Annotated in this window: 9 protein-coding genes; 2 read left to right on the top strand and 7 right to left on the bottom strand. The window is 51.3% G+C overall.

Annotation, left to right across the window (positions count from 1 at the left end; translation table 11 throughout):
- Together E0L13_RS10130 and E0L13_RS10125 are read left to right on the top strand one after the other, a co-directional pair.
- Positions 1 to 929: YadA C-terminal domain-containing protein (locus E0L13_RS10130; RefSeq protein ID WP_168062164.1), on the top strand; the 929-nt coding region annotated here is incomplete at its 5' end.
- Positions 930 to 941: 12 nt separating this feature from the next.
- Complete coding sequence (locus E0L13_RS10125) at positions 942 to 1,364, top strand: hypothetical protein (RefSeq protein WP_168062163.1); 423 nt, start codon at positions 942 to 944, stop codon at positions 1,362 to 1,364.
- Between the two features lie 91 nt (positions 1,365 to 1,455).
- On the opposite strand, the gene aroD is transcribed toward E0L13_RS10125, so the two are convergent.
- The 7 genes from aroD to E0L13_RS10090 all read right to left on the bottom strand — a co-directional run bounded on the left by aroD (position 1,456) and on the right by E0L13_RS10090 (position 9,329).
- Positions 1,456 to 2,202 (bottom strand): type I 3-dehydroquinate dehydratase, encoded by a 747-nt coding sequence (aroD, locus tag E0L13_RS10120; RefSeq protein ID WP_168062161.1) that lies wholly within the window; start codon positions 2,200 to 2,202, stop codon positions 1,456 to 1,458.
- Positions 2,203 to 2,357: 155 nt separating this feature from the next.
- Positions 2,358 to 3,503 (bottom strand): acyl-CoA dehydrogenase, encoded by a 1,146-nt coding sequence (locus tag E0L13_RS10115; protein WP_168062159.1) that lies wholly within the window; start codon positions 3,501 to 3,503, stop codon positions 2,358 to 2,360.
- A gap of 105 nt (positions 3,504 to 3,608) precedes the next feature.
- Positions 3,609 to 4,730, bottom strand: coding sequence for a 2-hydroxyacyl-CoA dehydratase family protein (locus tag E0L13_RS10110; RefSeq protein ID WP_095629973.1), 1,122 nt, complete (start codon positions 4,728 to 4,730; stop codon positions 3,609 to 3,611).
- Positions 4,730 to 6,016 (bottom strand): 2-hydroxyacyl-CoA dehydratase family protein, encoded by a 1,287-nt coding sequence (locus E0L13_RS10105; protein WP_168062157.1) that lies wholly within the window; start codon positions 6,014 to 6,016, stop codon positions 4,730 to 4,732. Before E0L13_RS10105 ends, E0L13_RS10110 begins: the two co-directional genes overlap by 1 nt.
- Before the next feature lie 16 nt (positions 6,017 to 6,032).
- Positions 6,033 to 6,809 carry an acyl-CoA dehydratase activase gene (locus E0L13_RS10100; protein ID WP_168062156.1) on the bottom strand — a complete coding sequence of 259 codons (777 nt, stop codon included), beginning with the start codon at positions 6,807 to 6,809 and terminating at the stop codon, positions 6,033 to 6,035.
- Between the two features lie 27 nt (positions 6,810 to 6,836).
- Positions 6,837 to 7,745: a VOC family protein gene (locus E0L13_RS10095; RefSeq protein ID WP_168062154.1), complete on the bottom strand. Its 909-nt coding sequence runs from the start codon at positions 7,743 to 7,745 to the stop codon at positions 6,837 to 6,839.
- Between the two features lie 30 nt (positions 7,746 to 7,775).
- Complete coding sequence (locus E0L13_RS10090; RefSeq protein WP_087478516.1) at positions 7,776 to 9,329, bottom strand: malonate decarboxylase subunit alpha; 1,554 nt, start codon at positions 9,327 to 9,329, stop codon at positions 7,776 to 7,778.
- Between the last annotated feature and the right edge of the window lie 595 nt (positions 9,330 to 9,924).

Here is a 9,924-nt window from a genome sequence, read left to right as displayed (position 1 = left end):
TGCAGAACCAGATCACGAATGAAAAGCAGCAGCGCGTAGACAAAGACAATGACCTGCAGAGCCAGATCACGAATGAAAAGCAGCAGCGCGTAGAAGCGGATAAAGTATTACATGGCAAAATTGGGGATTTAAATTATGGCTCTAATAACTATGTAACTGATGGTGAAAATACAACTGTTTCTATTGGCAAACTGGATAAAGCTGTGGGTGATTTGAATACCCGTGTTGATTCGTTAGACAGCCGTGTCGACCAAATGGACGGCCGCATCGACAAGGTTGGCGCTAGCGCGGCAGCATTAGCAGCACTTCATCCCCTTGATTTTGATCCGGACGATAAATGGAATTTCTCTGCTGGTTACGGTAATTATGGCGGCGAAAACGCTATGGCTGTCGGTGCATTCTATCGTCCCAATGAAGATACAATGTTCAGTGTAGGCACGGCTTTTGGCACGGGTGAAAATATGGTCAACGCCGGTATCAGCTTTAAGATTGGACAGGGCGGTAATATTTCTACGTCTCGCGTCGCGATGGCTAAGGAAATCAAATCCCTCCAAGGTACGGTAGCCCAGCTTACGGCGTTAGTTAACAGCCTCGTCGGTACGCAGCAGCAAGTGCAGAATGAATTTGCTAAGGAATTCCCCGATGTGCCGGAAAACCACTGGGCTTATGAAACAGTTAACAAGATGGCCCAGCAGGGAATTATCGAAGGGTATCCTGATGGAACCTTCGGCGGCGACCGCACCATGACTCGTTACGAATTGGCAACGCTCGTATACCGGGCTCTGCAGAAAGGCGTAGCGATGAATGAAGATGTACAGCGCCTGCTCAAGGAATTCAAGCCGGAACTCGATTTAATCCGCGTAGACACGATAGCCAAAGACAAAGACGGCAATCCGACGATCGAACGGGTACGGGTCAATAAAGTATAACAGGGCCTTTTGATGAAACAGCAGCGTACCTGCGTCGTATGCGGCGCTCCTTTTACGGCGGACCGCGTCACGCAGAAATATTGCAGCCCTTCGTGCCGGCGGTATGCCCATCGCCGCGGGCTAAATGTTCATCAAACGGCAAAGCGGGGAAGGCACGTCGTGATCCGCGCATTTCGCTGTTTGAAATGCGGTATGCTCGTCGAAGTCATCGACCCGAAGGATAAGCGAATAAAATTTTGCTCGGCTCACTGCGAACGGCTGTATTGGAAGCATTCCCGAAGTTCGCATCGCATTACCCCCGGTGCAGTACAGCGGACCTTTACGTGCCGGTATTGCGGCACGACTGTCACCGTAACGAAGGCGAAGGACAAACGGACGGCCTTTTGCAGCGAAGCTTGCAGGATGCGGTGGTTCTCGCTCCATCGAAAACGATAATTGCATAATAGAAAATCCCTTAGACGGCGGACATGTTTTCCGGGTCTGAGGGATTTTTGATTTGGTACGTTTAACACTTGGGAAACTGCGTCTAATGCAGGATTTGTAAAATCTGCTGTAACGCAGTGACTTCCAGCTGGCCGGGAGCGGACGCTTTTTTGGCTGAGCCGAAGGTCAGGGCCGAGCCGAAAAGTTCGCCGCTGATACGGCTGATGACGCCTAATTTGCCCATGGACATGGTGATAATCGGTTCGTCCGGGTACTGGGCTTTGACTGCTTCCGTAGCCGATAAGAGGGTGAGCACGTCTTTGGCCGAATTCGGCATGCAAGCCAATTTGGCTACGTCGGCGCCCAATTGCTTCATGCCGATGAGACGGCCCGTGATTTCGTCGAAAGACGGCGTTTTTTCGAAGTCGTGGTTGCTCATGACGACGGTGACGCCGTGTTCCTTGGCGACGGCCAGGGTCTGGCAGATGCTGTCCCGATTGCGGAAGTATTCTACATCGACGGCGTCGACTTTGCCGCTGGCGACGGCGTACTGGATTAATTCAAAATAATAGGCTTCCGGGACGGCCGTTTCGCCGCCTTCTTCCTTCGTGCGGAAGGTAAACAAGAAGGCGCTGTTCGGGAGCTCCCTGCGGACGGCTGCCAGAGCTTCGCCGACGGCGGGAAGGGACGTGACGTCTGCTAAGAAGTCGATGCGGAGTTCGACGACGTCGTACGGTTTATCTTGCAGGTAACGGCATTCCTGTATCAATTCTTCGACAGTGCGTCCGACGATGGGGACGCAGATTTTGGGCATGCCGTTGTCGAGGGCTGCGTTGCCAATAGTGATCATTATATCCTCCTTCGCGTATATCGCGTGAATGGGTTTGATGTTATTGTAGCGCATTGGCGGCGTATGGGCAATGAAAAAAGCATCTCTCGGCGGAAACTGCCGGGAGATGCTTTGGGAAACAGAAATGGCAAGCTCTGTATGTGTGGAGAGTACGATTACCGCAGGATAGAGCCGGAAATAATCATCTGCTGTACCTGGTTCGTGCCTTCGTAGATCTGGGTGATCTTGGCGTCGCGCATGTACCGTTCTACCGGGTATTCGCGGGTGAAGCCGTAGCCGCCGAAGACCTGTACAGCGTCCGTCGTGACCTGCATAGCGATGTCGGAAGCGTATTTCTTAGCGATAGCCGCATCCATGGAGTAGGACTTCACGTCGGGCTGGCCCATCTTCCAGGCAGCTTTGTATACGGCAAGGCGAGCCGTTTCAATCTTGAGCTTCATGTCAGCAAGCATGAAGGCGATAGCCTGCTTCGTAGCGATGGGCTTGCCGAACTGAACGCGTTCTTTTGCGTATTTAACAGCTTCGTTGTACGCGCCTTCTGCAATGCCCAGAGCCTGTGCGCCGACGCCTACGCGGCCGCCGTCAAGGGTCATCATAGCGATCTTGAAGCCTTCGCCTTCCTTGCCGAGGAGGTTGGCTGCCGGAACTTTGACGTTCTGGAACACGAGCTCACGCTGTACGGAAGCGCGGATACCCATTTTCACTTCTTCTTTGCCGTAGGTGAAGCCTTCCATGCCTTTTTCGACGATGAACGCGCTCATGCCCTTCGCGCCCTTGGATTTATCCGTAGCTGCGAATACGATGGTTACGTCGGCTTCGCCGCCGTTGGTGTTGAAGACCTTGGAGCCGTTGAGGACGTAGTAGTCGCCTTCTTTAACGGCCGTTGTGGAGCCATTGAGGGCGTCCGTGCCGGCGTTGGGTTCGGTCAAGCCGAAAGCGCCGAGCTTCGTACCTTCTGCCAGGGGTTTCAAATATTTTTCTTTCTGTTCCGCCGTGCCGAACTTCCAGATAGGCCAGGAGCAGAGCATGGTGTGAACTTCGAAGCTCAAAGCGATGGAGGGGTCGACTTTAGCGACTTCTTCGCAGGCAACGGCCAGGCTGAGGAAGTCGGCGCCAACGCCGCCGTTTTCTTCTTCCCAAGGAATGCCGAGCAGGCCGAGGGTGCCCATTTCATCGAGGATAGCGCGGTCGAAGACTTCTTTTTCGTCGCGTTCCTTGACCGTCGGGGCCAATTTCTTTTCAGCGAAATCTTTCGCGAGGTTTGCAATGTCTTTCTGCATTTCTGTGAGCTTAAAATCCATGAGTAGTAATTCCTCCTAAATATAAAATAAGTAAATATATGTAAACGCCAAGGCCGGCTCCTTAAAGGCGCGTAAGCCTTGGCGTTATACAACGATGTGAAAGAATTAGAGCATTTCAGAGAAGGCTTGAATACGGGTACGCATCTGTTCCAAGGACGGAGATTCCAAATCGACGTCGAGAACAGTATAGCGAAGTCCTGCTTCTTCAAATTCGACTTTGTAGATAGGATAATCGAATTCTTCGGGGTCGCAGAAGCGCATCAAGCAGACGACAACAGCGTCGGCGTCGTATTTTTTCGCCATGTCGATAAGCATTTGTCCGCGCGGTTTGTCCGGGTTCATAGCCAAGGGGCAGCCGTCAAAGTCCTGCCACCATTTAGCAAGCTGTTCCAATGGATCGATGCCGGAGGGAACGTCGTTGCGGTATTGGCGCGATTCCTGAGCCAAATCGTCGGCGACGACGGCCATGTTGAATTCGCTGAAGATGTCTAGGAATTCGTCCGGTTCAGCCATGATGCCCGACAGAATAATCTTCTTGCCCTTCCAGGGCTGTACCGGTTCGGCCTTTACGGCGTCGATAAGCTGACGGACTAAGGCTGTGTGTTCGGCTTTATCCATGAACCAGCGGGCTTTGATGACGTCATGGCGTTTTACCGGCGTAAAGATTTGCGGATACTGGGCGGCGACTTCGCAGAATTCGCGCATGACGCGGCGGTTTTCGTTGTAGACTTTGATTGCTTCCTGGAGAGCCATGTCGCTGATGGTTACGCCCAGGATGCGTTCCAATTCGCTGCGGACGTGTTCGTATTCGCCTTTGAGGAAATCGACGGCGGCGTCGATTTTACGGTTCTGCGGATGCGTAAATACGATGACCGGCGCTTTGCCGTGCCATTTCTGGCTCATGCAGCGGAGCGTGTCGCAGGGAACGGAGAAGATAACCGCATCGAGACAGTCGTACGTTCCGTTGAGCTGCAATTCCATGTCGGCCTGCATGAGGGAGCAGGCGAAAGGCGGCAAATACGTGCGGGCTGCGGAAATCTGCGGTTTCTGTGCCCCGAAGAGTCCGACAGGGAGATAGCCTGCGGCGTATACGATTTCTTCCGGCGCATAGTAGGGCATAATGCCGACGAGGCCTTTGCCGGTGTTCTTTTTATATTCTAATACCGTTTTTTTCGGATGGTTTGCTACGTCTTGAAATTTGCTGATCAGTTCATCAATATGGCTCATTAGTGATTGCCTCCTTCGTTGGCTTTCTTTTCGTTCATCATTTCGCATAATGCTTCTACGCGTGTGTCAAACTGCGCTTCCGAGAAGTTGCGGGGGTCCGTCTGGTCGCCGTCGAAAATGACGTAGGGGACGCCGAGGTTCTTCTGGATGCGTTTGCCGCCTTCGTCGTTTAAGAGGCTCATGTTCTTGCAGGAGCGGTTCTGGTGCATGATGAGGCCGTCGCACTGGCCGTCGCGGACGACTTTTTCCAATACTTCGCCGCGCCGTTCGAGGCAGCAGTTAATGTAGGTGCGGGTATAGGCTTCGGCCATGGATTCGAGGTTGCCCGGTTCATACGAAACGTCCCACATGCCGGGATATGCCGAGCCGGTCATCAACGCGCCCTGATTCTTCAAGGCTTTGAACGTATGACCCAACGCGATCCATACGGCGATGCCTTCCCAGGTGACGCGGGTCTTTTCGTTTTCGCCGAAGGCATATTTTTTGGCGGCTAATTTAGCGTCTAATTCTTTGATGAGCTTGTTGAAGGTGATTTCGGAGTAATTCAACGAACGAGCTGCTACGGCTAGGCCCATGTAGTTGAACAGGTCGAATCCGTTTAACGGAGACGGTTTATACGTCAAATACGTGGCAATTTTGTTCCAGGCTGCGATAGAACGCTGTGTCTGTTTCTGTACTTCGAAGAATTTGTCATAGTCGAAGGGACGGCCGCATAATTCTTCGAGCTGTTTGATGGCGTGCTTGAATTCGCCGACGATATACTGTTTGGCATGTTTGGTAACGGGATATTCGTGGTTAAACGGAACGTCGATGGTAATTAAGGGAATGTTCAGTTCCTTTGCCATGTTTTCGTACCATTTGAGCAAGGTGTTGCAGATGTTGTTGCAGGTCAGGATGACATCCGGCAAGGGGATCGGCGAAGCGGGGGAGTTTTTCAGGGCTTCCGGCGTTTCGCCTGTCATAGCCTGCTGTTTCAGCAATTCCATGTAGCCCATGTTGACGCGGCAGTACGAACAGATATCCTGGTTGTAGCCTTTGTTTTCAGCGACTTCAAGCATAGCCGGTGCGCCGTGACGGGCGCCGATGCCGGCGGCGTGCGTTTCGGGATAGACGATGGCGATGTCCATGGCCGTGCAGAATTCAGGCGGCGCTACGGAAGCGGACCAGCAGACGAGGCGGCCTTCTTTTTTGGCGATGCGGGCGTCTTCGTCGACCTTGGGCAGGAAGTAGCCCAGCGCGTCTTTAGCGCTCATGCTTTCGATATCGATTGTTTTTACTTCACTCATGAGTATCTCTCCTTTGTTATTTGTTGACTTTATCATAGGCAATCAATGCGGCACCCAGCGCTCCGACTACCTGGGGGTGCAGGGCTACATTGACGGGAATGCCTAATTCTTTGGATATGGCGTCTACGACGCCGGCGTCGCGAGAACCGCCGCCGGTCATGGTAAGGTCCGGGCCGACGCCGACGCGGCGGACCAAGGCGCTGGCCTTGCTGGCAATAGAGCGATGGACGCCGGCGACGATGTCCTCCTTCGGGACATTTTTAGACAGCAGGGAAATGACTTCCGATTCGGCGAAGACCGTGCAGGTACTGCTAACCGGGGCCGGATGCTTCGATTTAAAGTACCAGTCGCCCATGTCGGACATAGGAATTTCCAATACCTTGGACATGACGTCGAGGAAGCGGCCCGTGCCGGCGGCGCATTTATCGTTCATGGCGAACTGCATGACCAGGCCTTGGGAATTTAACTTGATGGCTTTAACATCCTGTCCGCCAATGTCCAGAATCGTCGTCGTGCCGGGACATTCGAAGAGGGCTCCCTTGGCGTGGCAGGTGATTTCGCTGACTTCGCCTTTGGCGCAGTCGACGTTGAAGCGTCCATAGCCCGTTGCGATGATATGGGTCATGTCGTCCAGCCCAAGGCCCGTGCCGGAGAAGACGTCTTCCAGAACGCGTTCCGGCCCTGTCGACCCCGTGCCGATTTCCACGACGGCGTGGGATATGATGTGTTTTCCATTTTCTAAAATGACGGCTTTGGACGACGACGAGCCGACGTCGATTCCAAGAGTATACATGGGTTTCATCCTTTCTGGCTTACGTTGTTATTTTTCAAAGGGATTAGGATTGTTGCGGTTGATCGGGGCGATGGTCTGAACGTATTCGACGAGGATACCCTGATTGGTGCTGGGACGGCGGAAGTTGACGATGATGTCGTCAGTACCTAATACGGCTTTCTTTTCCAGCATGCAGCCGGGGCATTCTTTTTCCATATGCTGACGGACGGCTTCTACGTCGTCGACTTCAAAGGCGATATGAGCGATGCCGCCTTTACCGTTATTGAATTTCGTCAGGACGCCTTCGCGGGGGATAATCATTTCCAGCGGCGTGCTGAATTCGCCCTTCTTCGTAAAGACGAGGTCGGCATGGTAGGCGTCGACGAAGCCGGCGTAATCGACTTCAAGGCCGTTTGCCTTGATAAAGGCTTCGGCTTTTTCCATCGTCGGGAGGACGATGCCCACGTGGTGAAGGCGCATGGGATGCCATGATGTATTGAGCTTGCCGGCTTCTCCCAAGGATTCAAATGGGTTGACGTCGCGGCCCGTAATAGGAGCCGTCGTCTGAACGTATTCGACGAGAATCCCCTGATTGGTGCTGGGGCGGCGGAAGTTGACGATAATATCGTCGGTGCCTAATACGGCTTTCTTTTCCAGCATGCAGCCGGGACATTCAGCTTCCATTTCCTGACGGACGGCTTCTACGTCGTCGACTTCAAAGGCGATATGAGCGATGCCGCCTTTGCCGTTATTGAACTTCGTCAGGACACCTTCGCGAGGGATGATCATTTCCAAAGGGCTGCTGAAAGGGCCCTTTTTGGTGAAAATCAAGTCGGCGTGATAGGCGTCGACGAAGCCGGCATAGTCGATTTCCAAGCCGTTGGCTTCGATGAAGTCGTGCGCTTTCTGCAGTGTCGGCAATACGATGCCGACGTGGTGTAATCTCATGGGTTTCATACGTATTATCTCCTTACTATCTTTAAATAATTAATTCTTTAATCCCATCGGACCCTCCTGGAAAATTCGGGCATCCATGATCTTGTAATCTTCGATAATGGGTTTAAAGTCCATGTGGGCGAGGATGTCTTTTTCTACGTCAATGCCGGGAGCGACTTCGATAAGTTTTAACCCTTTTTCGGTCAATTCAAAGACGCATCGTTCTGTAATGTAAAAGACATGCTGACCGCGGCGGGCGGCGTATGCTCCATTGAACGTAATCTGATCTACGGCATCGACAAACTTCTTTGATTTACCTTCTTGTACAATGTGTACCTTGCCATCTTCTACGGCGATTTTTAAGCCGCCGGCCGTAAAGGTACCGCAGAAGAATACGTTTGGCGTCTGCTGGGAAATATCGGGAAAACCGCCGCAGCCGGCGATGTTCGTTCCAAACTTACTGACGTTGATGTTGCCTGTTTTATCGCATTGCGCCAAGCCTAAAAAGGCCATATCCAAACCGCCGCCGTCGTAGAAATCAAATTGGTAGGTGTGATCGATGATGGCTTCGGCGTTTCGCGTTGAGCCGAATTGCGCGCCGCCCTGGGGCACGCCGCCGATGGCTCCGTTTTCCACCGTTAAGGTAATCGTATCGGAGATGCCTTCTTCATCTGCGATGGAAGCGACATATTCCGGTGCGCCTACGCCGAGATTGACGATGGCGTTTTCCTTCAGGAACAAGGCGCCGCGGCGACCGATAATTTTCTTGGCGCTCATAGGAAGCGCTTCGCTGGCTTCGCCTAAGGGGGCGCGACGTTCACCGCACAGCGTCGGATCGTATGCGCAGCCGAAAGCCTGTTCATGGTCGGCTTCGTCGGCGACTACGACGTAATCGACGTAAATCCCGGGGATTTTTACGAGGCGCGGGTCCAAGTTGCCGTGTTCGACAATTTGTTTAACCTGAACGACGACGATACCGCCGCAGTTATGAACTGCCTGGGCTACGGACGTATTTTCCAACGGAGCTACTTCTTCTTCCATCGTAATATTGCCGCATTCGTCGGCATATGTACCGCGCAGGAAGGCGACGTTGATTGGGAATGTCGGGTAGAAAAGCTGTTCCTGTCCTTCGATTTCCAACAGTTTTACAATGTCTTCCTTTGTAACGTCATTGAGCTTGCCGCCGCCTTGACGAGGATCGAGGAAGGTACCGAGACCAATATCGGTAAACACACCGATTTTATGACCAGCCAAGGCTCGGAACCAATGAACTAACGTGCCTTGAGAGCAGTTATACGCTTCGATTTTGTTTTCTACGGCCAACTTGCCGATTGCCGGTACCGTTTGGTAGTGGCCGATAATAATACGCTTCAGCAACCCTTCGTGAGCGAGATGTTCACCGCCGCGGCCATCGCGTTTTCCCTGCGATGCGGCGTACATATACGTCAGATTTTTAGGAGAGCCTGTTTCTAAAAATCGTTTTTCCAAGGCTTTGGTCAAAGCCTCGGGATGAGCGCAGCTGACGAAGCCGATAGACGTTATGGTATCGTTATCTTTGACCAATTCGGCTGCTTGAGATGATGTGATAACTTTCACTTTTTTCATAACATAAAATTCCCCTTCCCCTTTTTGTCTTAAATCGCATAAAATACAGAATTATTGCTATATCAAAATTCCTATAGAGAACTATTTATTAGAGAATATAATTCTTTATAAGAATTATAAAAAACAAAGTTAGAAAACAATTGATAAAAAAATCACATGTTTAATTACTTGAGAGAATTATACTATGGAAAAATCAATAACGTCAAGGAATAGATAAGGAGAAGTATGGAATCTTTAGTCAATAACGATATGCAATGAAGGGAAGGAAAAGACGAATATAGCGGCGAATAAAGAAATAACGCTGCTTTTTGCCTGTATGAAAGATGGGATAAGGCGTTCGTAACGTTGTTCTGTAGTACGTGAATCTTTTCTATATATTATATTAATTTTGTACAAATATGCTGCGCTGCTGGTGGATATATGTGGTGCGGCAGTATGAGAACGCCCAGTATGCTAGCATTATATTTCTTTCTTTTTTTGAATGGTCAGAATGAAAAAAGTATATCGATTTGCTTGCGACAGGCTGTGTTTATAATATTTAAGAAGATAAATAGGCGGCTTGGGCTTTTGAGCCTATATTTTTTCTGATAAATAG

The organism is Megasphaera sp. SW808 (assembly GCF_012027795.1).
Taxonomy (GTDB): Bacteria; Bacillota; Negativicutes; order Veillonellales; family Megasphaeraceae; genus Megasphaera; species Megasphaera stantonii.
The sequence above is the reverse complement of the archived record's forward strand: the minus strand, read 5'-3'. Positions and strand labels throughout refer to the sequence as shown.